This window comes from Actinocatenispora thailandica, assembly GCF_016865425.1.
Taxonomy (GTDB): domain Bacteria; phylum Actinomycetota; class Actinomycetes; order Mycobacteriales; family Micromonosporaceae; genus Actinocatenispora; species Actinocatenispora thailandica.
In genome coordinates this window covers 2340475-2364951 of sequence record NZ_AP023355.1, presented here as the reverse complement: position 1 = coordinate 2364951, position 24477 = coordinate 2340475, and the positions used below count along the sequence as shown (strand labels likewise).

At 74.2% G+C, this 24477-nt stretch carries 19 protein-coding genes and 2 pseudogenes; 14 read left to right on the top strand and 7 right to left on the bottom strand.

Going from position 1 to position 24477, the window contains the following annotated elements; genetic code table 11:
* Positions 1–32 precede the first annotated feature (32 nt).
* The 6 genes and pseudogenes from Athai_RS10465 (at position 33) to Athai_RS10445 (ending at position 7020) form a co-directional block, all read left to right on the top strand.
* Positions 33–494 carry a hypothetical protein gene (locus Athai_RS10465; protein WP_203961324.1) on the top strand — a complete coding sequence of 154 codons (462 nt, stop codon included), beginning with the start codon at positions 33–35 and terminating at the stop codon, positions 492–494.
* Positions 495–665: 171 nt separating this feature from the next.
* A complete protein-coding gene (locus Athai_RS10460; protein ID WP_476692251.1) occupies positions 666–2294 on the top strand; it encodes a maltotransferase domain-containing protein in 1629 nt (542 codons plus the stop codon).
* An 86-nt stretch (positions 2295–2380) separates the two neighbouring features.
* Positions 2381–2632 (top strand): hypothetical protein, encoded by a 252-nt coding sequence (locus Athai_RS35470; protein WP_476692258.1) that lies wholly within the window; start codon positions 2381–2383, stop codon positions 2630–2632.
* A gap of 59 nt (positions 2633–2691) precedes the next feature.
* The gene (gene treS, locus Athai_RS10455) at positions 2692–4545 is read left to right on the top strand and encodes a maltose alpha-D-glucosyltransferase (protein WP_239156851.1); all 1854 of its coding nucleotides are present in this window, start codon (positions 2692–2694) and stop codon (positions 4543–4545) included.
* Positions 4542–4796: pseudogene (locus Athai_RS35050) on the top strand (maltokinase N-terminal cap-like domain-containing protein); the annotation flags it as partial. The gene treS and the pseudogene Athai_RS35050, both read left to right, overlap by 4 nt.
* A 1348-nt stretch (positions 4797–6144) precedes the next feature.
* Positions 6145–7020, top strand: a complete 876-nt coding sequence (locus Athai_RS10445) for a S1 family peptidase (protein WP_239156850.1) — start codon at positions 6145–6147, stop codon at positions 7018–7020.
* Positions 7021–7115: 95 nt separating this feature from the next.
* Here Athai_RS10445 and Athai_RS10440 read toward each other — a convergent pair whose 3' ends face one another.
* Positions 7116–7310, bottom strand: coding sequence for a PLDc N-terminal domain-containing protein (locus tag Athai_RS10440; protein ID WP_203961322.1), 195 nt, complete (start codon positions 7308–7310; stop codon positions 7116–7118).
* A 62-nt stretch (positions 7311–7372) separates the two neighbouring features.
* Here Athai_RS10440 and Athai_RS10435 point away from each other — a divergent pair, with 62 nt between their 5' ends.
* The 4 genes from Athai_RS10435 (at position 7373) to Athai_RS10420 (ending at position 12137) form a co-directional block, all read left to right on the top strand.
* On the top strand, positions 7373–8191 hold the full coding sequence (locus Athai_RS10435) for a MerR family transcriptional regulator (RefSeq protein ID WP_203961321.1): 819 nt from the start codon (positions 7373–7375) through the stop codon (positions 8189–8191).
* Between the two features lie 55 nt (positions 8192–8246).
* Positions 8247–8921: a uracil-DNA glycosylase gene (locus Athai_RS10430; protein ID WP_203961320.1), complete on the top strand. Its 675-nt coding sequence runs from the start codon at positions 8247–8249 to the stop codon at positions 8919–8921.
* Positions 8922–9029: 108 nt separating this feature from the next.
* Complete coding sequence (gene glgB, locus Athai_RS10425) at positions 9030–11222, top strand: 1,4-alpha-glucan branching protein GlgB (protein WP_239156849.1); 2193 nt, start codon at positions 9030–9032, stop codon at positions 11220–11222.
* A gap of 81 nt (positions 11223–11303) precedes the next feature.
* Positions 11304–12137, top strand: coding sequence for an alpha/beta fold hydrolase (locus Athai_RS10420; RefSeq protein ID WP_203961319.1), 834 nt, complete (start codon positions 11304–11306; stop codon positions 12135–12137).
* 145 nt (positions 12138–12282) lie between these two features.
* On the opposite strand, the gene Athai_RS10415 is transcribed toward Athai_RS10420, so the two are convergent.
* Positions 12283–13542, bottom strand: coding sequence for an MFS transporter (locus tag Athai_RS10415; protein ID WP_203961318.1), 1260 nt, complete (start codon positions 13540–13542; stop codon positions 12283–12285).
* Positions 13543–13603: 61 nt separating this feature from the next.
* Here Athai_RS10415 and Athai_RS10410 point away from each other — a divergent pair, with 61 nt between their 5' ends.
* Complete coding sequence (locus Athai_RS10410) at positions 13604–14242, top strand: TetR/AcrR family transcriptional regulator (RefSeq protein ID WP_203961317.1); 639 nt, start codon at positions 13604–13606, stop codon at positions 14240–14242.
* Between the two features lie 69 nt (positions 14243–14311).
* On the opposite strand, the gene Athai_RS10405 is transcribed toward Athai_RS10410, so the two are convergent.
* Positions 14312–15532 carry an MFS transporter gene (locus Athai_RS10405; protein WP_203961316.1) on the bottom strand — a complete coding sequence of 407 codons (1221 nt, stop codon included), beginning with the start codon at positions 15530–15532 and terminating at the stop codon, positions 14312–14314.
* Positions 15529–16581, bottom strand: coding sequence for a MerR family transcriptional regulator (locus Athai_RS10400; RefSeq protein ID WP_203961315.1), 1053 nt, complete (start codon positions 16579–16581; stop codon positions 15529–15531). Before Athai_RS10400 ends, Athai_RS10405 begins: the two co-directional genes overlap by 4 nt.
* 272 nt (positions 16582–16853) lie before the next feature.
* Here Athai_RS10400 and Athai_RS10395 point away from each other — a divergent pair.
* From Athai_RS10395 to arfB, 3 genes and pseudogenes are all read left to right on the top strand, one after another.
* Positions 16854–17426 (top strand): annotated as a pseudogene (locus Athai_RS10395) (DUF6642 family protein); the annotation flags it as partial.
* Between the two features lie 211 nt (positions 17427–17637).
* Positions 17638–19620, top strand: coding sequence for an elongation factor G (locus Athai_RS10390; RefSeq protein ID WP_203961313.1), 1983 nt, complete (start codon positions 17638–17640; stop codon positions 19618–19620).
* A 67-nt stretch (positions 19621–19687) separates the two neighbouring features.
* Positions 19688–20113: an alternative ribosome rescue aminoacyl-tRNA hydrolase ArfB gene (gene arfB / locus Athai_RS10385; RefSeq protein ID WP_203961312.1), complete on the top strand. Its 426-nt coding sequence runs from the start codon at positions 19688–19690 to the stop codon at positions 20111–20113.
* Here arfB and cydC read toward each other — a convergent pair.
* Genes cydC through Athai_RS10370 form a run of 3 tightly spaced genes read right to left on the bottom strand, consistent with a single transcriptional unit; the run spans position 20082 to position 24477 of the window.
* Positions 20082–21776, bottom strand: coding sequence for a thiol reductant ABC exporter subunit CydC (gene cydC, locus Athai_RS10380; protein ID WP_203961311.1), 1695 nt, complete (start codon positions 21774–21776; stop codon positions 20082–20084). The two genes, arfB and cydC, sit on opposite strands and share 32 nt — an antisense overlap.
* Positions 21773–23542, bottom strand: coding sequence for a thiol reductant ABC exporter subunit CydD (gene cydD, locus Athai_RS10375; protein WP_203961310.1), 1770 nt, complete (start codon positions 23540–23542; stop codon positions 21773–21775). Before cydD ends, cydC begins: the two co-directional genes overlap by 4 nt.
* The gene (locus Athai_RS10370; RefSeq protein ID WP_203961309.1) at positions 23542–24477 is read right to left on the bottom strand and encodes a cytochrome d ubiquinol oxidase subunit II; all 936 of its coding nucleotides are present in this window, start codon (positions 24475–24477) and stop codon (positions 23542–23544) included. Before Athai_RS10370 ends, cydD begins: the two co-directional genes overlap by 1 nt.

Sequence of the window (24477 nt, the reverse complement as noted above, 5' to 3'; positions counted from 1 at the left end):
CGGTCAGTGCGAAGACCGTCCGTGGAGACGTCATGTCCTACCCGCCGACCGGCGACCCGCAGTACCCCCCGCCGTACGGTCAGCCGGTGCCGGGCGCACCGATGCAGGCGCCGCCGCAGGGGCCCGCGCCGATGTCCGGGGCGCCGGGCGGCCAGTTCCACCCGGCGGCGCCCTATCCGGGGCCGGGCGGGGCACCGATGCCTCCCGGCCCGTACCCGCAGCAGCCCGCCGCCGGGCAGTACCCAGCACAGTATTCGCAGCAGCCCGCGGGCGGACCGTACCCGCCGCCGGGTGCGGCCCCGCAGTACGGCCCGCCCGGCTACGACCCGTACCGGCCGATGCAGCTCGGGCAGCCGCGCTCCAGCCGGTTCGGGGAGGTCGCCGCCGGGGTGGGCAGGACGCTCGCGATCCGGTTGGCGATCCGGATCGGTGTCGCCGTGCTGGCGGCGATCATCGCCGTCGTCATCGCGCTGGTGAAAATCGCGGCGAGCTGACCGCCGCCCGGCGGGGCGCTGTCCGCGGCCCGCATCCGGGCGCGCCTGACCGGTCGGCACCGCGGGAAAGCGGCCACGCCGTGACCGCCGAGGCAACGGTGCGACACATCGCGAGGACAGATGTGCGCGGCGTAGTGCGCAACGGCACGTCGGTGGATACCGTGGACACCGATGACCGGACGAATTCCCATCGAGTCCGTCTCCCCCGTCGTGGACTGTGGCCGGACGCCGGCCAAGGCTGTCGTGGGCGAGTGGATGACGATCTCGGCAACCGTGTACCGGGAGGGCCACGACGCCCTCGGCTGCGCCGTGGTCTGGCGCAGCCCGGCCGGGCTCAAGCAGCCCTTCACCCGGATGACCGAGGTCGGGTCGGGCACCGATCGGTGGGCGGCGCAGATCAGGCCGGACCTGATGGGCCGCTGGAGTTACTGCGTCGAGGCCTGGAGCGACCCGTACCGGACCTGGCGGCATGCGGTGGTCGCGAAGCTCGACGCCGGTCAGGGCGTCGAGGACCTCGCGAACGATCTCGCCGACGGCGCCGAGGTGCTGGTGCGAGCGATCCGGCTGGTGCCCAAGGACGACCGGCCGCGGGTCACCGAGGCGGTGCTGGCGCTGCGAGACACGGGTGCCGACCTGGCGCACCGGGTCGCCCCGGCGCTGGCGCTGGAGCGGCTGCTGTGGCACCACCCGGTGCGCGACCTGGTGTCCCGCTCGTCCAGCCAGGCCGTCTGGGTGGACCGGCCGCGGGCGGCGTTCGGCTCCTGGTACGAGTTCTTCCCGCGCTCGGAGTCCGGCCACCCCGCGGCCGAGGGCCGGCCGGAGCACGGCAGTTTCAAGACGGCGGCGGAGCGGTTGCCGGCGATCGCCGACATGGGCTTCGACATCGTCTACCTGCCGCCGATCCACCCGATCGGGGTGGTCAACCGTAAGGGCGCCAACAACGCGCTGGTCGCCGGGCCGGACGATCCGGGCGTGCCGTGGGCGATCGGTTCGGCCGAGGGCGGCCACGACGCGGTGCACCCGCAGCTGGGCAGCCTCGACGATTTCGACGCCTTCGTCGCCCGCACCCGTGAGCTCGGCATGGAGGTGGCGCTCGACCTGGCGCTGCAGTGCGCGCCGGACCACCCGTGGGTGCGGGAGCATCCGGAGTGGTTCACCCAGCGTGCCGACGGGTCCATCGCCTACGCGGAGAACCCGCCGAAGAAGTACCAGGACATCTACCCGCTCAACTTCGACCGGGACCCGAAGGGGCTGCGGGCGGAGATCCTGCGGGTGGTGACGCACTGGATCGAGCACGGGGTGAAGGTGTTCCGGGTGGACAACCCGCACACCAAGCCGGTCAACTTCTGGCAGTGGCTGATCGACCAGGTGCACGCGGCACATCCGGACGTGCTGTTCCTCGCCGAGGCGTTCACCCGGCCGGCCATGATGAAGGGGCTCGCGAAGGCCGGCTTCACCCAGTCCTACACCTACTTCACCTGGCGCACCAGCAAGGCGGAGCTGACCGAGTTCGGCGCCGACCTGGTCGCCAGTGCCGACTTCATGCGGCCGAACCTGTGGCCGAACACCCCGGACATCCTGCACGCGAGCCTGCAACACGGTGGCCCGGCGATGTTCGCAATCCGCGCGGTGCTGGCCGCGACGATGTCCCCGTCCTGGGGGTGTACTCCGGCTTCGAGCTGTTCGAGCACGTCGCCCGGGCGCCCGGCAGCGAGGAGTACCTCGACTCGGAGAAGTACCAGCTGCGGCCGCGAGACTGGGCTGCCGCGGCGGCGTCCGGGCACACCCTGGCGCCGCTGATCACCCGGCTCAACGCAGTCCGGCGGGCCAGTCCGGCCCTGCAGCAGCTGCGCAACCTGACCTTCCACCACGTCGACAACGACGCGGTGCTGTGCTTCTCCAAGCGCGATCCGGCGAGCGGCAACACCGTCCTGGTGGTCTGCTCGTTGGACCCACACAACGTGCAGTGGGGGAACACCGCACTGGAGCTGCCGGCGTTGGGTGTCGGCTGGTCGGACCGGTTCGCCGTGCGCGACGAGCTGACCGGCGCCGAGTACGACTGGGGCCAGTTCAACACGGTCCGGCTCGACCCGTACGAGCAGCCGGCCCACCTGCTGACCGTGCACCCCCACGGCTGAGCCACACCCACCCCCCACCCACACGACAACAGCGACAACGGCGAAGCGCGAGGTGCGCGGTGAGTGAGACGACCCTCCGGCGACCCCTGGAGGCGGGCAAGGCCATCCCCGATGGCGGGCGGCGGACTCCGGACGCGGACGACGGCAGTTACGTCACCGCCGACGGGCAGGTGTCGCATCCGGTACCGGACGACTTCCGTTCGGCGCGGACGTTGCCGACGGATCCGCACTGGTTCAAGCGGGCGGTCTTCTACGAGGTGCTGGTCCGGGCGTTCAACGACTCGTCGGCGGACGGCTGCGGCGACCTGCGCGGGCTGACCGCGAAGCTGGACTACCTGTCCTGGCTCGGCGTCGACTGCCTGTGGTTGCCCCCGTTCTACGCCTCGCCGCTGCGTGACGGCGGCTACGACATCAGCGACTTCTACCAGGTACTGCCGGAGTTCGGCACGGTGGAGGACTTCGTCCTGCTGCTGGACGAGGCGCACCAGCGGGGAATCCGGGTGATCACCGACCTGGTGATGAACCACACCTCCGAGGCGCACCCGTGGTTCCAGGAGTCGCGGCGCAACCCGGACGGCGACTACGGCGACTTCTACGTCTGGTCCGACGCCGACGAGCGGTACCCGGAGGCGCGGATCATCTTCGTCGACACCGAGGAGTCCAACTGGACGTTCGACCCGGTGCGGCGGCAGTTCTACTGGCACCGGTTCTTCTCCCACCAGCCGGACCTCAACTACGACAACCCGCGGGTGCAGGAGGAGATGCTGTCGGTGCTGCGGTTCTGGCTGAACCTGGGCATCGACGGGTTCCGGCTGGACGCGGTGCCGTACCTGTTCGAGCGGGACGACACGAACTGCGAGAACCTGCCGGAGACGCACGCGTTCCTGCGCAACGTGCGCAAGGTCGTCGAGGACGAGTACCCGGGCCGGGTGTTGCTGGCCGAGGCGAACCAGTGGCCGACCGACGTGGTGGAGTACTTCGGCGACCCGGACGTCGGCGGCGACGAGTGCCACATGGCGTTCCACTTCCCGCTGATGCCCCGCATCTTCATGGCGGTCCGGCGCGAGTCCCGGTTCCCCATCTCGGAGATCATGGCGCAGACGCCGGCGATCCCGTCCGGCTGCCAGTGGGGCATCTTCCTGCGCAACCACGACGAGTTGACGCTGGAGATGGTCACCGACGACGAGCGCGACTACATGTACGGGGAGTACGCCAAGGATCCGCGGATGCGGGCCAACATCGGCATCCGCCGCCGGCTCGCGCCGCTGCTGGACAACGACCGCGACCAGCTGGAGCTGTTCAGCGCGCTGCTGCTGTCGCTGCCCGGCTCGCCGATCCTGTACTACGGCGACGAGATCGGCATGGGCGACAACATCTGGCTCGGCGACCGGGACGCGGTGCGTACCCCGATGCAGTGGACGCCGGACCGCAACGCCGGCTTCTCGCAGGCCAACCCGGGCCGGCTCTACCTGCCGACGATCATGGACCCGATCTACGGGTACCAGGCGATCAACGTGGAGTCGCAGCTCAACTCGTCGGCGTCGCTGCTGCACTGGACCCGGCGGATGATCGAGATCCGCAAGCGGCACCCGGCGTTCGCGCTGGGCGACTTCCACGACCTCGGCGGCTCCAACCCGTCGGTGCTGTCGTACCTGCGGGAGTACCGCGGGCACGCCGACCCCGGGGACGAGAGTTCACCGGAGATCCACGACGTGGTGCTGTGCGTCAACAACCTGTCCCGGTTCCCGCAGCCGATCGAGCTGAACCTGCGGCCGTGGGAGGGCTGGGCGCCGATCGAGCTGTCCGGGCTGGTGCCGTTCCCGCCGATCGGCGAGCTGCCCTACCTGCTGACGCTGCCCGGGCACGGGTTCTTCTGGTTCCAGATCAGCCCGCGCGACGAGGTCACGTCGTGACCGCCGACGGCGGGCGGGCCGCGACCGATCGGGCGCAGGCGCTGGCCGCCGCGCTCGCCGGCTGGCTGCCCGAGCAGCGCTGGTTCGCCGGCAAGCACCGGGCGGTGCAGGCGGTGACCCCGGTGTCGGCGGTACCGCTGGGCGACGCGCAGCCGCGGCTGGACCACCTGGTCGTCGAGGTGGAGTACGCGACCGGCGAGCCGGAGTGCTACCAGCTGCTGGTCGGCTGGCGCACCGCGCTGCCGGACCGGCTGGAGCACACCCGGATCGGGACCGTCGGCGGGTACGTCGGGTACGCCGGGCTGTGGGACGACGAGCTGGCGGACCTGCTGCTCGACGAGCTGGCCGGCGGCGAGCACCACGGCGGGCTGGCGTTCCGGCCGGAGCCGGACGCGGTCATCGCTCGCGGCCTGCCCAGCCGGGTGGTCGAGGTGGAGCAGTCGAACTCGTCGGTGGTGTTCGACGAGGAGTCGATCCTGAAGCTGTTCCGCCGCCCCACCCCGGGTGCCAACCCGGACGTGGAGCTGAACCGGGCGCTGCGCCGGGTCGGCTGCCCGCACGTGGCGCCGTTGCTCGGCGAGATCGGCGGCGAGCTGTTCGGCGCCGCCGTGTCGTACGGGATGCTGTCGGCCTACGCGGCGAACGCCGCGGACGGCTGGGCGATGGCGACCGCGAGCGTGCGGGACCTGTTCGCCGAGGCGGATCTGCGGGCCGACGAGGTGGGCGGCGACTTCGCCGCCGAGGCGCGCCGGCTCGGCGAGGCGGTCGCGCAGGTGCACACCGACCTGGTCACCGCGCTGGGTGCCGGCCAGCGGGACGCCGACGGGCAGGCGGACCTGTCCGCGGCGATGATCGGCCGGCTCGCCGAGGCGGTGCGCACGGTGCCGGAGCTGGCCCGGTACGCGGCCGCGCTCGGGGCCGAGTTCACCGCGGTCGCCGACGTCGCGACGCCGTGCCCGGTGCAGCGCATCCACGGCGACCTGCATCTCGGGCAGGCGCTGCGCACCCCGACCAGCTGGCTGCTGATCGACTTCGAGGGCGAACCGGTCAAGCCGCTGGCCGAGCGGGTGCTGCCGGACTCGCCGCTGCGCGACGTCGCCGGGATGCTCCGCTCGTTCGACTACGCCGCCGAGCACCTGCTCGTCGGCGAGGGCGCCGACCACCAGCTGGAGTACCGCGCGCAGGAGTGGGCGACGCGCAACCGGTCGGCGTTCGCGGCCGGGTACGCGGGGGCCGCCGGCCTGGATCCCGATCGGCACCGCGCCCTGCTGCGCGCCTACGAGCTGGACAAGGCGGTGTACGAGGTGGTGTACGAGGCGCGGCACCGGCCGGCGTGGCGGTGGATCCCGCTGCGCTCGATCGCCCGGATGCTCGGTTTCGAGGTGCCCCGCCGGGCGACCTGCCCGCCGCCTGACCGCCGCGGCGGCACGCCAGCCGGTCCGGTCGCCGTATCGCCCGATACGACGGGATTTTCGGCTAAACGGAGACTCTTGCGGAATGTCTCCTTCCGAGTACCGTATGACGGGAAACGGGATTCAACGACGGTCCTACCCCCAGCCGCGGCGAGCCCCCCGCCCCGGCACCGTGAAGGAGGAACCCGTGCCGATCTCCCCTGCCCCCCGTCGCCTGGCCCGGACGATCCGGACCCTCGCCGCCGCCGTCGGCCTCGCCGCGGCGTCCGCGCTCAGCCTGCCCAGCGCCGTCACGGCGGCACCGTCTCAGCCCACCGCCAGCCAACTCGCCGGAGTCCGTGCCGCCGTGGCCGGAACCGGCGTCGACGGCATCGCCTGGTACACCGACACCGCGTCCCATCGGGTCGTGGTCACCGCCGACGCCACCGTGTCGGCCGCCGAGATCGCCACGATCAGGAAGGCAGCCGGCAGTACCGGCGCCGTCCGCGTGACCCGCACGGCGGGCGTGTTCCGGCCGCTGCTGTCCGCCGGGGCCGCCATCTACGGCGGCCAGTACCGCTGCTCGCTCGGGTTCAACGTGGTCAAGGGCGGCACCTACTACTTCCTCACCGCCGGGCACTGCGGCAAGGTCGCGGACACCTGGTACTCCGACTCCCGGCACAGCACGCTGATCGGGCCGACGATCGGCTACACGTTCCCCGGCCACGACTACGCGCTGGTCCGGTACGACAACAGCTCGCTGAGCCATCCCGGCGGCTTCACCGCGGCGAACGCGTACGTCGGCGAGTCGGTCAAGCGCACCGGCTCGACGTCCGGTACGCACAGCGGCACCGTCACCGCGCTGGACGTCACCGTGCACTACTCGGGCGGCGGCGGCACCGTGCGGGGCCTGATCCAGACCACCGTCTGCGCCGAGCCGGGCGACTCCGGCGGCCCGATGTACGACGGGTCCAAGGGGCTGGGCATCACCTCCGGCGGCAGCGGCGACTGCTCGTCCGGCGGTACCACCTTCTTCCAGCCACTGCCGCAGGCCGCCAGCGCCTACGGCGTCACGGTCTACTGACCGACCCGCACCACGCACCCGCCCTGCCGGCGAGCTGGCCGGCAGGGCGGGTGCGTGGTGCGAACCGCCCGCCGCGCCGGGACCCGGCCATGGGTTCAGCGACGGCGCCCGAGCAGCAGGTAGGCGATACCGCCGATCGGGACCGACAGCACACAGATCACCACCCAGGCCATCCGTGGCAGCAGCAGGATGTCCCGGTCGTCGGCCCGGGCGAGATCGGTCACGCAGTATCCGGCGAAGCCGGCGGCCGCGACCACCACCAGCAGGGCCGCCGTCAGCGTCGGGCTCATCGGGCAGACTCCGTGCCGACCATGTGTCGATTGTCGACCCTGATGCGGCGGGAGGCCAGGCGATGTTGACGATCGGGGACTTCGCCCGGCACGGCCGGGTGTCGGTCCGGATGCTGCGGCACTACGACGCGCTGGGGCTGCTGACCCCGGCCCGGGTCGACGCGGCCAGCGGCTACCGGTACTACACCGCCGACCAGCTGGCCCGGCTGAACCGGATCGTCGCACTGAAGGACCTCGGCCTGAGCCTGGCGCAGATCCGCGAGGTGCTCGACGACCGGCTCACCGCCGAGCAGCTGCGCGGCATGCTGCGGCTGCGGCACGCCCAGCTGCGGCAGCAGATCGAGGCGGACACCGCGCGGCTGGCCGGCGTCGAGGCGCGGCTCGCGGTGATCGAGCGGGAGGGCCGGCTGCCCACCGGCGAGATCGTGGTCAAGGACCTTCCGGCGGCACGCCTGGCGCAGCTGGCCGGGGTCGCGGCGAGCTGGGACCCGTCGGACATCACGCCCGTCATCGTCCCGTTGTACCAGCGGCTGGGCACCCTGCTCGACCGGCACGACGTGCGCCCGGTGGCGCCCGACATCGCTTGGTACACCGAGGATCCGGACGGTGGCGTGCGGGTGCACGCCGGCGTGCAGGTGACCGTGGCGCCGGACCCGGCGTACCCGTTCGAGGTGGTCGACCTGCCGGCGGTGCCGGCGGCGGCGACGCTGCTGCACCGCGGCCCGATGGCGGAGTCGGATCCGTCGTTCCAGGCGCTCGGCCGCTGGATCGGCGACAACGGGTACCGCCCCACCGGGTACCGCGAGTCCTACCTGTCCTGCCCGGGGCCCGACCAGGCCGACTGGGTCACCGAACTCCAGGAACCGGTGGAGCCGGCATGACCGGCCGGCACCCGATGTGTGCCCGTGTCGTACCCGGTGGGTAGGCTCCGCGGTCATGACTGGGCGACCATTGGCCGAGGTTGTCGACGCGAGTTGGGCACAGGCGTTGACGCCGGTGGCGGAGCAGATCACCGCGATGGGCGAGTTCCTGCGGGCGGAGAACGCGGAGGGCCGCGGCTACCTGCCGACCGGCGACCGGGTGCTGCGCGCGTTCACCCAACCGCTCGCCGACGTGCGGGTGCTGATCGTCGGGCAGGATCCCTACCCCACGCCCGGCGATGCGGTCGGGCTGTCCTTCTCGGTGGCGCCGGACCGGCGGATCCCGGCCAGCCTGCGCAACATCTTCCGGGAGTACTGCGACGATCTGGGCTACCCGAAGCCGGCGAGCGGCGACCTGACCCCGTGGGCCGAGCACGGTGTGTTGCTGCTCAACCGGTGCCTGACCGTGCAGCCGGGCAAGCCGGCCGCGCACCGCGGCAAGGGCTGGGAGAAGGTCACCGACGCGGCCATCCGGGCGTTGGTGGCGCGCGGCGGTCCGCTGGTGGCGATTCTGTGGGGCCGCGACGCGCAGTCGCTGCAGCCGCTGCTCGGCGACACCCCGGTGCTCAAGAGCGTGCACCCGTCGCCGATGTCGGCCGACCGCGGCTTCTTCGGATCCAAGCCGTTCACCCGCGCCAACGACCTGCTCGTCCAGCAGGGCGCCGCCCCGGTCGACTGGAAGCTCCCCTAGGGCGTGCGAACCGCCTCGACACCGGAGGCGGCCACCGTACGCGACATGCCGGGCACCCACCGGTGCGTCCGGGGCGCGGCGCGGGCCCCGGGCGCTTAGGGTTGTCTGGTGGCGACATCGGTGGACTCAGAAGTGCTCGACCGCCTCGTCCGAGGCGAGGCGTACGATCCGCACGCCGTGCTCGGCGCGCACCCGCTCGGCGGCGACCGGACCGTGGTGCGCATGCTGCGGCCGGACGCGCTGCAGCTGGTCGTCGTCGACGGCGACCAACGGTTTCCGGCGCGCAAGGTGCACGACGGCGGTGTGTTCGAGGCGACGCTGCCCGGTGCGCCGCGCGACTACCGGATCGAGGTGACCGGCGCCGACGGCGAGCAGCGGTTGGTCGATGACCCGTACCGGTGGCTGCCGACGCTCGGCGACACCGACCTGTACCTGATCGGCGAGGGCCGGCACGAGGAGCTGTGGCGGGTGCTCGGCGCGCACCCGCGCCGCTACTCGACGCCGAACGGCCCGGTGAACGGCGTCGCGTTCGCGGTGTGGGCGCCGAACGCCCGGGCCGTGCGGGTGATCGGCGACGGCATCGGCTGGGGCGCCTACGACGGGCTGTCGATGCGCTCGCTCGGCTCGTCCGGGGTGTGGGAACTGTTCGTCCCGGACTTCGCCGCGGACGGGCTCTACAAGTACCGCATCCTCGGGCCGGACGGCCGCTGGCGGGAGAAGGCCGACCCGATGGCGCAGTCGACGGAGGTTCCGCCGCGCACCGCGTCGCGGGTGTACCGCTCGGCGTACGAGTGGGGCGACGCGGACTGGCTCGCGACCCGGCGCCAGACCGAATGGCACCAGCGTCCGGTGTCGATCTACGAGGTGCATCTGGGCTCCTGGCGCCCCGGCGCGACCTACCGCGAACTGGCCGACGAGCTGGTGTCCTACGTGACCGAGGTCGGGTTCACGCACGTGGAGTTCCTGCCGGTGGCCGAGCACCCGTTCGGCGGCTCGTGGGGCTACCAGGTCACCAGCTACTACGCGCCGACCGCCCGGTTCGGCTCCCCCGACGAGTTCCGCTACCTGGTGGACCGGTTGCACCAGGCCGGTGTCGGCGTCTACCTCGACTGGGTACCGGCGCACTTCCCGCGGGACGAGTGGGCGCTGGCACGCTTCGACGGGACCGCCTGCTACGAGCACGCCGACCCGCGCCGCGGCGAGCACCCCGACTGGGGCACGTACGTGTTCGACTTCGGCCGCCGCGAGGTGCGCAACTTCCTGGTCGCGAACGCGCTGTACTGGTGCGAGGAGTTCCACGTCGACGGGCTGCGGGTGGACGCGGTCGCCTCGATGCTCTACCTCGACTACTCGCGCAACGAGGGTGAGTGGACACCGAACGAGCACGGCGGCCGGGAGAACCTGGACGCGGTGTCGTTCCTGCAGGAAACGAACGCGACCGTGTACCGGCGGCATCCCGGCGTGGTGATGATCGCCGAGGAGTCGACCGCCTGGCCGGGCGTGACCCGACCGACCTATCTGGGCGGCCTCGGCTTCGGGTTCAAGTGGAACATGGGCTGGATGCACGACACCCTGTCGTACGTCTCGAAGGACCCCATCTACCGGCAGTACCACCATCACGAGATGACGTTCTCGCTGATGTACGCGTGGAGCGAGAACTTCGTGCTGCCGATCAGCCACGACGAGGTGGTGCACGGCAAGGGTTCGCTGCTCGGCCGGATGCCCGGCGACGACTGGAAGCGCTTCGCCGGGGTGCGCGCGCTGTTCGGCTTCATGTGGGCGCATCCGGGCAAGCAACTGCTGTTCGCCGGCTGCGAGTTCGCGCAGGTCGGCGAGTGGAGCGAGGAGCACGGCGTCGACTGGGCCGCGCTGGAGCACCCGGCGCATGCCGGGGTGCAGGCGATGGTCAGCGACCTCAACGCCCGGTACAAGGACGCACCGGCGCTGTGGACCCAGGACACCTCGCCGGCCGGGTTCGCCTGGATCGACGCGAACGACGCCGCCGGCAACGTGTTCTCCTTCCTGCGCTGGGGCTCCGACGGGACGGTGGTGGCCTGCGTGGCGAACTTCGCCGGCGGCCCGCACGCCGACTACCGGTTGGGGTTGCCCCGGACCGGGCGCTGGACCGAGCTGCTCAACACCGACGCCGAGTCGTACGGCGGGTCCGGGTGGGGCAACCTGGGCGAGGTCGTCGCGACCGACGAGCCGTGGCACGGCCAGCCCGCCTCGGCCACCATCCAGGTCCCCCCGCTCGCCACCCTCTGGCTCCGCCACACCCCGGGCGAGCCGGAAACCGGGTGACAGGCGCGACGGCGGCGCCGATCATGGCGGGGGCAGGCGCCGCGCGGTCGTGCGCCGCCCCGAGCCGACGAGGACACCAGCATGAACGCCGTTGCGTACCAGGACTTCCAGCTCACCGCCGCGGACGGTGTCCGGCTCGCGGGTAGGTACGCGGGTGCCGGTGACCCGGTGCTGTTCCTGCACGGTTCCGGCGGCGGCCTGCACTCCTGGGCCGCGATCGCGGACCGGCTGTCCGACCGGTACCAGGTGTGGCTGGTGGCTCGGCGCGGCTACGGCCCGAGCGGGCAGCCGGCGGTGGGCAAGCGGTTCGGCGACGAGGTGTCCGACGTGCACCGGATCGCGGGCCACATCGCCGCGCAGACCGGTACCGCAGTGCACCTGGTGGGCGCGTCGTACGGGGCCTACCTGGCGCTGCACGCCGCGCGCGCCGAACCCGGTGGGCTGCGCAGCCTGGCCATCTTCGAACCACCGCTGTTCGCCGCCGGGCCGCGGATCGTACCGCTGGCCCGCCGGTACGCCGCGGCGTTCGAGCGCGGGGACTCGGCCGCCGCGGCAGCGGTGCTCAACGAGGTGACGCTGGTACCGGAGCAGATCGTGCGCGCGTTCGCCGCCTCGTCGACCGCCGAGCCGGACCCGGTCGAGGCGCAGCGGTCCGGCCTGGGCTGGCGGCACGACCTGGACGCTCTCGCGGCGGACGAGACGGACATGGCCCGGTGGTCGGCGGTGACGCTGCCCGCCCTGCTGATGGCCGGCGCCGACACCTGGCCGCCGATGCCGGAGACGGTCCGCGACCTCGCCGGGGTGTTGCCCGAGGTGCGCACGGTGGTCTGGCCCGGCCAGATGCACTTCGCCACCGCCACGGCTCCCGACCTGGTCGCGGACACCCTGCGGGAGTTCTTCGCCGCCCAGCCCTGACCGACGGCTCGCCGCGGACGGTCGATGTGGCTGCCGGCGCCGCCCACGGCTCGCGGTCGGTGCCGGCACGGCCCGCAGCCGAACCGGCACCCGGCGAGGTCCTGACCCCGGCGACCGGTCGGCAAGCGCGGGCCGCGAGGGTCGGTCAGCGGGTGCCGGGCGGGTGGAGGTCGGCGCGGCGCAGCAACGACGGCGCGGCGCAGGTACCGGCGAGCAGCAGCGCGGCGGCCCCGGCGACGGGGGCGCGCAGGCCGTACCGGTGGGCGACGAAGCCGGCGGCCAGCGCCCCGAGCGGGCCCACCCCCAGGGTGACCAGCCGGAACGCGCTGGTGACCCGGCCGAACAGCTCGTCGGGCACCAGCGACTGCCGGATGGACACCGCGACGACGCCACACAGCCCGCTCGCCGCGCCGAACACCCCGACCGAGATCCCGGCCGGTACCGGGTGCTCGGCGAGCGCGATGCCGGCCGCGCCGAGTGCACCGCAGCCCAGTGCGGTCAGCAGCGCGGCACGGCCACCGATGGCGGCGGCGAGGCGGCCGGCGAGCAGCGAGCCGAGCACGCCGCCGACCGCGAACGCCGCGACGAGCAGCCCGTAGCCGAGGCTGCCGAGGTGCAGCACGTCGCGGGTGTAGAGCACCAGCAGCGCCACCGCGACCGTGGTGACCAGGTTGATCAGCGCACCGTACGCGCAGAGCCGGCGCAGCAGCCGGTGCCCGAGCAGGAAACGCAGGCCGGTGGCCACGTCGACGCGCACCGGGGCCGCGGCGGCCGGCGCGGCCGGCGCGGCACCGGCCGGAATCGCCGCGACGAGCGCGGCGGCGACCGCGAAGCTCGCCGTGTCCACCAGGAACGGCGCGGCCGCGAGCAGGGTGAACAGGGTGGCACCGACCGGTGCGCCGAGCAGCGTGTCGGCGACCAGGACGCCGGCCTGCAGCCGACCGTTCGCGGCGGGCCGCTCGGCGACCGGGACGAGCGCGGGGACCATCGCGGCGGCGGCGGAGTCGTACACGGTGCCGAAGCTGGTCAGGGTGAACGCGACCAGCAGCACGACCGGCAGCGTGACGGTGCCGGTGAGCACGGTGCCGGCCAGCACCGCGACGATGCCGGCCCGTACCAGGTCGAGCCGCCACAGGACGCGCCGGCGGTCGACCCGGTCCGCGAGAGCGCCGGCCAGCAGGCCGAACAGGACCCAGGGCAGTTGCTCGGCGACCGACACCAGGGACACCAGCCGGGGGTCGCGGGTGACCGACGCGGCGAGCAGCGGCAGCGCGATCCAGTGCACGCCGTCGCCCAGCGCCGAGACGGTACCGGCACCCCAGAGCAACGCGAACGGCCGCGGACGTCGCGACGGCCCGCGACGCGCCCCGGCGGCGACACGGTGGGCGGGTGGGTCACCGGGCATGGCCTACCCTGATTGCATGCACAACGAACATGAACCGGAGTCTGGTTCAGGTTTTGCCGCGGTGTCAAGCCGCGGTACCCCACGACAGCAGCGAAGCAGGGCAAAACGGGACCAGATCCTCGACGCCACCGCGACACTGCTGGCGGAACTCCCGTACCCGGAGATCGGGACCAAACTGATCGCCGAACGCGCCGGCGTCTCGGTCGGCTCGCTGTATCGCTACTTCGCGGACAAGGACGAGATCGCCCGCGCGCTCGTGCTGCACTGGCTGGACCGGATGATCACGGTCCTGGACGGCGCGCTCGCCGACCCGCCGCCAGCGGCCGGCGACCTGGTCGACCGGGTGGTCGACGCGTTCGCCCGGTTCTACCGGTCCGAGCCGGGCTTCCATCAGGTGTGGTTCTTCAGCGGCCCGGCAGGTCACCTGGACCGGGCCGTCGGCGACGCGCACGACGCCGCGCTGGCCACCCGGTTGCGCGCCGCGCTGGCCACCCCCCGGTACCGCATCGACGTGTCGATGCGGCGGGCCCGGATCGCCGTCAGCATCGGCGACAAACTGCTCAGCGAGGCGTTCCGGGACGATCCGGACGGCGATCGGGAGATCGTGGCCGAGCTGAAGGTGGTGCTGCGCGGGTACCTGCTGGCCGCCGACCGATCCACCATGGACAGACCGAGCGTGGACCGATCGGCTGCGGACTGATCGACCCCGCCGCCGCCCGCGGGCGCGCTCCCGCCGGTGCGCGGCCGGCTCGGCGGGCAGGCGAACCGGTCAGCCGGCCAGCACGCCGCGCAATCGGCGGCTGGCCAGCCCGCACAGCCCGGCCAGCAACGCCGGCACCGCGCAGCCGGCGACGACCGCGCCGGCGCCGACCCGGTCGGCCAACCAGCCGAAGACGTTGAGCGTCAACAACAGCGGCGCCGTCTGGACGATCAGCAGTACCGCCTGGATCCGGGAGAGGTATTCGGTGGGCGACGCCCGCAGCAGCAGCGGGCCGATGTGCGTGGTGAACGCGCCGGTACCCAGCCCCAGAACGAACGCTGCCCCGGTCGCGGCCCGCCCCGAGCCGGCGAACGCCAGACATCCGGCGCCGAAACCGGCGAGCAGCAGGCCGCCCGCGAGCACGACCCCGGCGCGACGGGCGGTGCCACGCAGCAGTACCAGGACGATCACCGACCCGACGCCGAGCGCCTCGGCACCCACCACCCAGCCCGCCGTGGCGGCCGGCCAGCCGTGCTGCCGCACCAGCAGCGGCACCAGCAGCGAGGCGATGGGCAGCAGGCAGCCGGCGGTGACCGCGACGAGCGCCAGCAGCGCACGCAGCAGCCGGTCCGCCGCCACCACCACGATCCCGGCCCGGATCCGCGCCACCACGCCGCCGCCGTCCACCAGCCCGGGCCGGTCCAGCCGGCCGCGCAGCAGTACCAGGACGCCGAGCAACCCCAGGTAGCTGGCGGCGTCGAGCACCGAGGTGCCGAGCAGCCCGAGGGCGGCGACCAGCAGCCCGCCGAGCGCGGGGCCGACGAACGCCGAGGCGCGGCCGGCGACCTGGTTGGCCGCCATCGCGCGGCCCAACGCCCGGTCGGCGGCGAGGTGCCGGACGACGCTACCGGCAGCCGGGTACTGGAAGGCGCTGGCGGCACCCAGCAGCACCGCCACCGCGAGCAGCAGCGGTGGCCCGATCCCCACCGCGGCCACCGCGACGGCGAGCCCGGCCATCACGGCGAGCATCGACACGCTGGCCCCCACCAGTACCCGCCAGGGCCCGTACCGGTCCGCCACCGCGCCACCGAACAGGGCCAGCACCAGCCTCGGTGCCGTGGTCGCGGTCAGCACCAGCGCCGCCCACGAGCCGCCGTAGCCGGCCGCGGACCAGCCGAGCGCGAAGCCCTGCGCCGAGGAACCCAGCAGCGAGACGGCGCTGCCGGCGAGCCACCAGCCGTACCCGGAACGCGCGACCGCGTCGGCCGGCAGCCGGCGTACCGCCGTCACGGCAGGCGGACGGGCATCAGGATCGAGTAGCTGGCGGGGTCGCCGGGGTCCCGGAGGGCGAGCGGATGGATCGGGCCGGCGAAGTCGAGGACGAGCTGACCGGCGGGCGCCGCGGCCACCGCGTCGAGCAGGAAGTCGCGGTTGACCGCGGTCAGGAACCCGGCGTCGTCGGCGTCGAGCACGGCGAGCGTCCCGGCGGCGTCCACGCCGAGGGCGGCGACCGGGCCGGAGCACTCCGGTACGCTCCGCAGCGGGCCGGCCGTGAGCATCGCCCGCAACGCCGCCCCGTCGGTCGGGATACGTTGCCCACCAACCGATGCGGTCACCTGCCGGTAGTCCGGGTACTGCCCCGGCTGGGCGGTCAGACGCAGCTCACCGAGCCGCATCACGGCGCCGTCGATGCGCCCGGCGACGTGCTCGCCGGCCAGCTCGGCGAGCCGCGGCAGCGCGGCCCGCGGCACCGGTAGCCGTCCGTCGGGCCCGGTCCGGTCGGTGACCGGAACCGAGCTGACGGCCAGCCGGTACCGGTCGGTCGCGACGAGCGTCAGCCGGTCCCCGTCGACGTCGAACAGCACCGCGTCCAGCACCCCGGAGTCCTCGGCCGCGGATGGCACGGCGTGCGAGCCGGTACCGGACGGGAGGGCGAAGGTGACCGCGCCGAGGGCGCGGCGCAGCTCGGTGGGGGCGACCCGGAAGGTGGTCACCGCGGGATCGGTCTCGGACACGACGTGCTCCAGTTCTCGTCGGGCGTCGGCCAGCCCGGCCTCCAGGCGGGCCAGGTGTTCGGCGACGAGCGCACCGACGAGCTGCCGGTCGTCCCGGGCGGCCAGCAGCAGCCGCATGTCGGCCAGCGGCATGCCGACCCGGCGCAGCCGCGCCAGCAGCCGGGCGGCGGCGACCTGGCCCGGGCCGTACCGCCGGTAGCCGCTGCGCGGATCGACCTGCGCCGGCACCAGCAGCCGCGCTCCGTCGTAGAAGCGCAGCGCGCTGACCGGCAGCCCGCTGGCGCGGGCCAGCTCCCCGATGCTCAGTAGTCCCCCGTCGAACACGACCCGAACCCTCCCCCCTCGACCAACTGGAGAGTCAATCCGCGAGTGGACGACCAGCGTAGGTGCCGGCCCGCCGGCTGCCGGGAGGATGCCTGGCACGCGCGGGACCGCAGGCTCCCGATCGGCGGCAGAAACCACGAACAGTGAGAAGAAAAGTGCCGAGAGTGTAGGCGGCTGTGGAAATTCGCACGGGCTCTTTCGGGCGATGTACTCCTGTCGGGGGCGCTGCCTAGACTCCGCGTGGCGCCGTACGGCGAAGGGAGCGCTGCGGAATGTCACGAGGTGGCGTGTTCTGCGTGGAAGGTCAGTGGGCGCGCGACATGACCAGTCGCGGCTCGGTGTTGCCGACCCTGGAGCTGCTGGAGCGCATCCAGAGCATCAAGTACATCCACAAGGACGTCGCCACCGCCCAGGAGCTGGAGTACTACCTCGACCGTTGGACCCTCAAGCAGTACGACGACTTCAACGTCGGGTTCTTCGCGGTGCACGGTGAGCCGCAGCGGCTGCTGCTGACCGAGTTCAACCACCACGACAACACCATCGAGCTGGACGAGGTGGGCGAGATCCTCGCCGGCAAGTGCCCGGGGCGGCGGCTGTTCTTCGGCAGCTGCGCGGTGCTCAAGGCGCCCGACCGCGCGCTGCGCGACTTCCTCGACCGCACCGGTGCGGCGCTGATCTGCGGCTACACCAAGACCGTCGACTGGGTGGAGGCAGCCGCGTTCGAAACGGTGTTGCTGGATCGGCTGGTCAACGGCAAGCGAGTCGACTCGGCCGAGTCGACGATGCGCTCCGCCCGGTTCGCGCACTTCGCCGATCACCTCGGCTTCCGCGTCGTCTACCGCAACCGCTGACCCGGCCGCGGCCGGCCCTGGTGCGCGGCGGCAGCGTCCGACGGGACGGCAGGACGAATAACCACTGGTACCGGTTCGGGGCCGGCCCTACGCTGGCGGCGACGGTGCGGTTTTGGCATGCCCATACAGGAGGCTTCCTCGATGCGAGCGGCGCACGCGATTCTTCGCCCCAGCCTTCGGCCTTCTCTCGCATCGAGGTCTTCGCGTGCCGTCCACCGCCACCCGCTTCCTGAATCTGGGCGTTCTCGCCCACGTCGACGCCGGTAAGACAACCCTCACCGAACGGCTCCTGCACCTCGCGGGAGCGATCGACGAGCCGGGCTCGGTCGATTCGGGCACCACTCGTACCGACAGCCTCGCGCTGGAGCGCCGGCGCGGCATCACCATCAGGTCGGCGGTGGTCTCGTTCGGCTTGGGTGACCGGCGGGTCAACGTCGTCGACACCCCCGGCCACCCGGACTTCATCGCCGAGGTCGAGCGCGTCCTCGGGATCCTCGACGGCGCGATCCTGGTGCTGTCGGCCGTCGAGGGCGTGCAGCCACAGACCCGTGTCCTGATGCGCGCGCTGCAGCGGCTGGAGGTGCCGACGCTGCTGTTCGTCAACAAGATCGACAGGGTCGGCGCCGACCTCGACGCGGTGGTCGCCGCCATCCGCTCCCGGCTCACCCCCGACGTCCTGGTGATGGGCCGGGTGCAGCGGGCCGGCTCGCCGGCCGGCGCCTTCGTTCCGTACCGCGGTGCGGATCCGGTGTTCGCCGAGCGCGCGACGACCACGCTCGCCGAACACGACGACGACGTCCTGCGGTCCTACCTGGCGGGCGCCCCGGTCCCGGCCGGTGCCCTGCACGCGGACATCGCCGCGCAGACCCGAGCGGGGTTGCTGCACCCGGTGTTCGCCGGGTCCGCGGCGACCGGCGCCGGCGTCGAGGAGATCCTGGCGTCGCTCACCACGCTGTTGCCCACGGCGGAGGGGTCGGCCGACGGCCGCATCGCGGCGCGGGTGTTCAAGGTGGAGCGGGGCCCGGGCGGCGACAAGATCGCCTACCTGCGGGTGTCGAGCGGCGTGCTGCGGCCCCGGCAGCGACTCGAACTGGCCGGCGGGCGCAGCGGCAAGGCGTCGTCGGTGGAGACCTACGGCGACGGCGGGTGGACCCTCGTCGACGCAGTCGGTCCCGGCGAGATCGGCCGGGTTCGCGGCCTGTCGGCGGTACGGGTCGGCGATGCGGTCGGCGAGCTGCCGGAACCCGCCGAGCCGCAGTTCCCGCCGCCGACGCTGGAAGCCGCCGTCGAGGCGGCTCGGCCCGAGGACGGTCCCGCGCTGCGGACCGCACTGGCCCAGCTCGCCGATCAGGACCCGCTCATCGACGTGCACCTCGACGCGGCCGGCCAACCGACGGTGTCGCTGTACGGGCGCGTCCAGCAGGAGGTGCTCGAAGCCACGCTGGCCGAGGAGTACGGCATCCTGGCACGGTTCGCCGACGCCGCGGTGCTGCACATCGAACGCCCCCGCGGTACCGGCACGGCGGTCGAGCGGCTCAACACCGCGAGCAACCCGTACCAGGCGACGATCGGCCTGCGGATCGAACCGGCCGAAGCCGGCAGCGGGATCCGTTTCGTGGTCGCCGCGGCCGCCCGGGACATGCCGCTGTACCTCTACGGCGACGCCACCCGGTTCGCCGCCACCATCGAGCAGCACATCCGGGACACCCTCCGGTACGGGCTGCACGGGTGGCCGGTCACCGACTGCGTGGTCACCCTGGTGGAGGCCGGCTACAGCGTGGCCGACGGCCCACCGTCCAAGCGCGGGCCGCGCAGCACCGCGCTGGACTACCGCAAGGTCGCACCGGTCGTCTGCCGCCAGGCACTCCGGCGCGCCGGTACCCGGGTCTGCGAGCCGGTCCTGCGGGTCTCGCTGGAGGTGCCCGAGCAGCACGTCGCCGCGCTGCAGACGGTGCTGGGACGGATGGGCGCCGAGCTGACCGGCCAGTGGTCGGCCGGGCCGATGGCGCGCATCGATGCCCGGCTGGTCGCGGCCCGACTGCACGCCCTGCAACACCAGCTCCCCGACCTCACCGGCGGGGAGGGCGTGCTGGAGTACCGGTTCGACAGCCACCGGCCGGTCCGCGGACGCCCGCCCCGGCGTGCCCGGCCCGGCGCGGACGGCGAGCTGGGCGAGTCGCCGACCTGATCCGGGCGTGCCGGGCCGGGCGTAATGCGGTGACGCCGGTCGATGGGTACGGCATAGGCTGGGAATCATGCCCGAGCCGCTGACCGTGACCCGTTCGCTCGCCATTCCCGGGGCCGAGCTGCGGTGGCGGTTCTCCCGCTCCAGCGGGCCCGGCGGGCAGGGCGTCAACACCACCGACTCCCGGGTCGAGCTGTCCTGGGATCTGGTCAACTCGCCCGTGTTGTCCCCGACACTGCGCGACCGGGCGGTGCAGCGGCTCGGTTCCCGGCTGGTCGACGGGGTGCTGACGGTGGCCGCGTCCGAGCACCGCGCGCAGCTGGACAACCGGCGCGCCGCCGCCCAGCGGCTCGCCGACCTGGTCCGGAACGCGGTCGCGCCGCCGCCGCCGGCCCGCCGGGCGACCAAGCCGTCCCGCGGATCGGTGACCCGCCGGTTGAACGCCAAGCGCCGCCGCGGCGACATCAAGAAGCTGCGCCGCGACACGAACGACTGACGGCGTCGCGGGGCGTTGTCGCCCCGCGACGCCCCGCGACGCCGAGGTCGAGGACCTGGTCGGCGTGCGCCAGGGCGGTCGGGTCGTGGCTGACCAGGATCGTGCTGCGGCCAGCGGTGGCGGTCAGCACATCACGCAGCAGCCGGTCCGCATCGGCGGCCGGGAGCCCCTCCGTCGGCTCGTCCAGCAGCAGTACCGGCGGGTCGGCGAGCAGCGCCCGGGCCAGCAGGACGCGCTGCCGCTGGCCGCCGGACAGCGCGCCGCCGTCCTGGCCGAGTGCGGTGTCCAGGCCGTCGGCGGTACCGGCGAGCCAGTCGCCGAGCCCGACCCGGTGCAGTACCGCCCGCAGCTCGTCGTCGGTCGCCGCGGGGCGGCCGAGCCGGAGGTTCACACCCAGGGTGGTGTCGAACAGGTGCGCCTCCTCGCCGACGCCGCCGATCAGCCGCCGCACGTCGTCCCCGGCGTACGCCTCGATCGGGTTGCCGCCGAGCCGGATCGTGCCGCCGTCCGGCGGGACGAACCGGCGCAGCGCGGCGAGCAGGGTGCTCTTGCCCGATCCGCTCGGCCCGGTCACGACCAGCCGGCTGCCGGGCGGGATGTCGACGCTCACTCCGTCCAGCGCCGGTGCCCGGCCGCCGGGGTGGCGCACCCGCAGGGCGCGAATCGCGATGCCGACCCGGCCGGTCGGTACCGGCAGCGGCTCGTCCGGTTCGGTCACCGGAGCCGGCGCGGCGAGCACCGCGCGGACCCGGCGCAGCGCGGTGCGCGCGTCCACCAGCCGGCGGGCGGCGACCGGCAGCGCCAGCGACGGCTCCAGTGCCACCAGGACGGTCAGTGCCACCACCGCGACGGCCGGCCCGCCGGCCGGCGCCGCCAGTACGGTCGCGGTCGCGGCGGCGAGGCCCTGCAGCGCGAGGCCGGCGGCGGACAGCGCGCCGGCCACTCGCGCCTCGGCGCGGTCCCGGGCGGCCCGGTCGGCGTGCGCGGCGCCGGCGGCGGCCAGCGCGGCCGGCTCGGCGCCGTACGCGGCGAGTTCGGCGGCGCCGTCCAGCAGGTCGGTGGCGGTTACCGGCACCGACGTGTCGTCGTCGCCGGCGGCGCGGTGGCGCCGTTGGCCGGCACATGCCGGCAGCACCAGGCAGGTACCGACGAGCGCCGCGAGCAGCGGCAGCGCCGATGCCGGGGACAGCCCGGCCACCACGACCAGCCCCAGGGTGCCGGCGAGCGTCGCGCCGGCGGCCGGAACCAGGCAGCGCACGACCAGGTCCTGCACCGCCTCGGTGTCGGTGACCATCCGGTGCAGCAGCTGCGCCCGCCGCCAGCCCGGCAGCCCGCCCGGCGCCAGCGGGATCAGCGCCAGGTACACCCGTTCGCGCAGTACGGCCAGCGCGCGCAGCGCCGCGCGGTGCCCGGTGAGCCGCTCCGCGTAGCGCAGCCCGCCCCGCAGCAGCGCGAACGCCCGGACCGCGACGATGGCCACCGACAGCGCGGCGAGTGCGGGTTGCTCGGCGGCGCGCGCCAGCAACCAGGCCGCGGTGGCGAGCAGCGCGGTACCCGCGAGTTCGGCACCGGCGCCGGCCACCGCGGCGAGCAGCACCGGGCCGGCGACCGGGCGCAGCACCCGCCCGTCGCGTTTCCCTTGTCCGGCAACCGGTGTGGTCATGGCCGCGGCTCCACCAGCTCGGCGACCGGCGGCATCGGTACCGGCCGGGCGGCGGCGATGGTGGCCGGCCGGTGCGCGACGGCGAGCAGGGTACGGTCGGCCGGCAGCCGGGTCGCGGCGGCCAGTACGGCCGCCTCGGTGTCCGCGTCCAGCCGGGCGGTCGGTTCGTCGAGCAGCAGCAGCGGCGCGTCCCGGCACAGCGCGCGGGCCAGCGCCACCCGCTGCCGCTGCCCCGCCGACAGCCCGTGCCCGTTCTCCCCGAGGACGGTGTGCAGGCCGGCGGGCAGGCCGGTGACCACCTCGTCCAGGGCGGCGGCCCGGATCGCCCGGCGAATCCGCGCTTCGGGGACGTCGGGAGCACCGAGCGCGACGTTGGCGGCGAGCGTGCCGGCGAACAGCCTCGGCCGCTGCGGCAGCCAGCCGAGCCGGGCCCGCCACGCGGCCAGCTCGGCCCGCCCCGCGCTGTCCAGGTCCAGCCCGTCGAGCAGCACCCGGCCGCGCGCCGGCCGGACGAACCCCAGTACCAGCGCCAGGACCGTGCTCTTGCCGGACCCGCTCGGGCCGGTCAGCACCAGCCGGTCGCCGGCCTCGACGGTGAGGTCGAACCCGCACAGCGCGGGTTCGTCGCGGCCCGGGTACCGGACCGTCACGTCCTCGCACCGCACCAGCACCCGCCGTCGCCGGGCGGCGCGGCCGGTGGGCGCCGGCCGGGGCGCCGGTACGTCGGCGGCATCGGGACGGCCCGCTGGCCCGGTGGACGCCGGCCGGGGCCGCGGTACGGCGGCGCCGGCATCGGGTCGATCCGGTGCCACCGTGGGCGCCGCGGCATCGAGGACGGCGAAGGCGTCCTCGGCGGCGGCGAGCCCGGCGGCGCCGGCGTGGAAGCGCGCACCGAGCGCGCGCAGCGGCAGGTACGCCTCGGGCGCGAGCAGCAGCACCACCAGCGCGGTACGCAGGTCGAGGTCGCCGGCCAGCAGCCGCAGCCCGATCGGCACCGCGAGCAGCGCCAACGACAGCGCCGCGACCAGCTCCAGCACCAGCGAGGTGAGGAACGCCACCCGCAGCGCGGTCATGGTGGCGTGCCGGTGCGCGTCGGCGACCGTTCGCAGCCGTACCGCGTGCGTCCCGGCGCGGCCGAACGCGCGCAGCGTCGGCAAGCCGAGCACGGTGTCCAGGAAATGTCCACTCAGGACGGACAGCCGGCGCCACTGCCGCCGGGTGGCGGATCGCGCCTGCCGACCGGCGAGCGCGCCGAACAGCGGGATCAGCGGTAGCGTCGCCGCCACCACCAGCGCCGAGGCCGGATCGGCCCAGCAGAGCCGGATCAGCACCGCGACCGGCAGCGCGGCGGCGAGCGCGAGCTGCGGCAGGTAGTCCCGCAGGTACGGGGTGAGCCCGTCGATGCCACGGTCGGTCAGCGCGACCAGCTCGCCGGTCGGCCGCCCGGCGACCCACTGCGGGCCGAGCGACTGCGCCGCGGCGAGGACGCGGTGCCGCAGCGCCGCGGTGGCCCGCGCGGCGGTGCGACCCGCGACCGCCTCCCGGCAGCCGGCGAGTGCGGCGCGGGCGACGGTCGCCGCCGCCAGTGCCGCCGTGAGCCCGGCGACCGCGCGGCCGTCGATCACCGCGACGATGAGCCGGGCCAGCAGGTCCAGCTGCGCGACGGTCAGCGCGGCGAGGGCCGCGGCGGCGAACCAACCCGCCGCCAGGTGCCGGCGTACCTCGGGGAGCCGGGCGACGCGGGCCCGGGTTCGGCTGGCGGGCATCAGAAGAAGGCGACGGTGCGGTCGGTGACCGGGTGCCGGAACAGCCACCACAGCAGGCCCTGGTGGGCGAGCACGACCGGCGCCGCGGCGAGCAGCACCACCGCCAGCACGGTCGAGTCGCCGGCGGCCGCGGCCAGTTGCGGCGCGGCGCAGCCGAGCACGGCCAGCGCCGGCGCCGCGGCGGCGACCGCGGTACCGGCGGTGGCGCGTTTCGGCTGCCGGTGGGCCAGCGCGCGCCGGGCGTACAGCAGCCCGAGCGGGGCGAGCAGGACCAGGGCGGCGGGCGGCGCGAGCTGTGCCCGTACCGCCGGCAGGGTGAGGCCGGCGAGCGCCACCGGCAGGGTCAGCGCGGCGGCTGGCCGGGCCAGCCGCTCGACCAGCTTGACCGCGCGGGCGGCGGCCGACGGCACCCGGACGGCGGTGACGGCCGCGCCGTGCGTACCGAGCACGCCGACCACGACCAGCCCGCACACCGGGGCGAACCAGGCGGTGCCGGGATCGCCGAGGCCGAGCCCGGGCGGCAGGCCGAGGGCGAGGCCGCCGAGCAGCAGGCCCCAGCAGAACGCGAACACCAGGCTGCCCAGCGCGTACCCGGACTCCCAGCAACGGCGCCAGCGTGGCGAGTCGCGCCGGCCGCGCAGCCACAGCCCGGCATCGCGCAGCACCCATGCGGCGAGGCCGGGCACCACCGCCGGCCAGGCGGCGGCGAGGACCCGTTCGGCGGCCGGGAACGCGCCGGCGACCAGCCCGGCGGCGGCGACCAGCCACATCTCGTTGGCCAGCAGTACCGGGCCGACCCCGGTCAGCACCCGGCGGCGCGGCCGGCCGGGCGGGGCCAGCCACCGCAGCAGGATCCCGGTGCCCAGCCCGTACCCGTCGAGTACGAACCAGCCGGCCACCAGCAGCAGCAACATCGCGGTGAGCGCAGTGTGCAT

What these genes read in the sequence shown, in the direction of transcription:
- Athai_RS10465 (WP_203961324.1), top strand. Translation starts at nt 33, where the DNA reads ATGTCCTACCCGCCGACCGGCGACCCGCAGTACCCCCCGCCGTACGGT.
- Athai_RS10460 (WP_476692251.1), top strand. Translation starts at nt 666, where the DNA reads ATGACCGGACGAATTCCCATCGAGTCCGTCTCCCCCGTCGTGGACTGT.
- Athai_RS10440 (WP_203961322.1), bottom strand. Translation starts at nt 7,310, where the DNA reads ATGAGCCCGACGCTGACGGCGGCCCTGCTGGTGGTGGTCGCGGCCGCC.
- Athai_RS10435 (WP_203961321.1), top strand. Translation starts at nt 7,373, where the DNA reads ATGTTGACGATCGGGGACTTCGCCCGGCACGGCCGGGTGTCGGTCCGG.
- Athai_RS10430 (WP_203961320.1), top strand. Translation starts at nt 8,247, where the DNA reads ATGACTGGGCGACCATTGGCCGAGGTTGTCGACGCGAGTTGGGCACAG.
- Athai_RS10420 (WP_203961319.1), top strand. Translation starts at nt 11,304, where the DNA reads ATGAACGCCGTTGCGTACCAGGACTTCCAGCTCACCGCCGCGGACGGT.
- Athai_RS10415 (WP_203961318.1), bottom strand. Translation starts at nt 13,542, where the DNA reads ATGCCCGGTGACCCACCCGCCCACCGTGTCGCCGCCGGGGCGCGTCGC.
- arfB (WP_203961312.1), top strand. Translation starts at nt 19,688, where the DNA reads ATGCCCGAGCCGCTGACCGTGACCCGTTCGCTCGCCATTCCCGGGGCC.
- cydC (WP_203961311.1), bottom strand. Translation starts at nt 21,776, where the DNA reads ATGACCACACCGGTTGCCGGACAAGGGAAACGCGACGGGCGGGTGCTG.
- cydD (WP_203961310.1), bottom strand. Translation starts at nt 23,542, where the DNA reads ATGCCCGCCAGCCGAACCCGGGCCCGCGTCGCCCGGCTCCCCGAGGTA.
- Athai_RS10370 (WP_203961309.1), bottom strand. Translation starts at nt 24,477, where the DNA reads ATGCACACTGCGCTCACCGCGATGTTGCTGCTGCTGGTGGCCGGCTGG.